A 771-nucleotide genomic window follows, 5' to 3' on the forward strand; every position below is an offset into this window, starting at 1 on the left:
ATGTCTCAAATTTTTTTGTTAGGTACCAGTTAGGGTATAAAATAGACAGGATAGGGACAGGATCCCTGAGAGAAGAGTTTTTCTTGTAGAATCATATTATCAAAGAAAAAGGAGATAACATGAACTTCAAGGAACGCTATGAGAAAGTGCAGTGGATTGTCCGGCGCTGTGCACGAGATTATTATGTACATTTATGGGAGAGTAGTGACTGGGAACAAGAGGGGATGCTGGTTTATCACCAGCTGGAAGAAAGCCATCCAGATATCAGTCAAGATGAAAGCCGCCTCTATCGCTACTTCAAGACAAAATTTCGGAATCATATTCATGACATTCTTCGCAAGCAAGAGAGCCAAAAACGCCGCTTCGATCGTCAGTCTTATGAAGAAGTTGGTACCATTAGTCATAGACTGAGTAAGCGCGAACTAGCCTTAGATGATTTAGTCGCTCTTCGAAGTTCGTTAGCAGCCTACACTTCCAAGTTAGATAAAGAACAACTAGAGTTATACCACCGCTTACTAGGCAACGAACGGTTTAAGGGACGTAAAAGACTGCTGCGAGAGTTAGAGGAATATTTAATAGACTTTAGCAGCACAGTGATATAGAGAATAAGGGAGAGGTAGGAAGATGTTACCTTTCCCTATTAGTTATTGATTTATCAGTGATTTTGTAGGCGGTGGGAAATAAAATTGTAAAAAAGATAAAAAAATTCAAAAAAAGTGTTGACAAGGGAGTGGATAGGTGATATACTGATATAGTTGTCGCTTGAGAGAG

At 39.7% G+C, this 771-nt stretch carries 1 protein-coding gene; it reads left to right on the forward strand.

Annotation, left to right across the window (positions count from 1 at the left end; genetic code table 11):
- Positions 1 to 119 precede the first annotated feature (119 nt).
- Positions 120 to 602, forward strand: coding sequence for a sigma-70 family RNA polymerase sigma factor (locus tag O3651_RS10075; RefSeq protein WP_125388446.1), 483 nt, complete (start codon positions 120 to 122; stop codon positions 600 to 602).
- The last annotated feature ends 169 nt before the right edge of the window (positions 603 to 771 follow it).

The sequence above is a fragment of the Streptococcus sp. 27098_8_73 genome, from assembly GCF_041432495.1.
Lineage (GTDB): Bacteria > Bacillota > Bacilli > Lactobacillales > Streptococcaceae > Streptococcus.

What these genes read in the sequence shown, in the direction of transcription:
- O3651_RS10075 (WP_125388446.1), top strand. Translation starts at nt 120, where the DNA reads ATGAACTTCAAGGAACGCTATGAGAAAGTGCAGTGGATTGTCCGGCGC.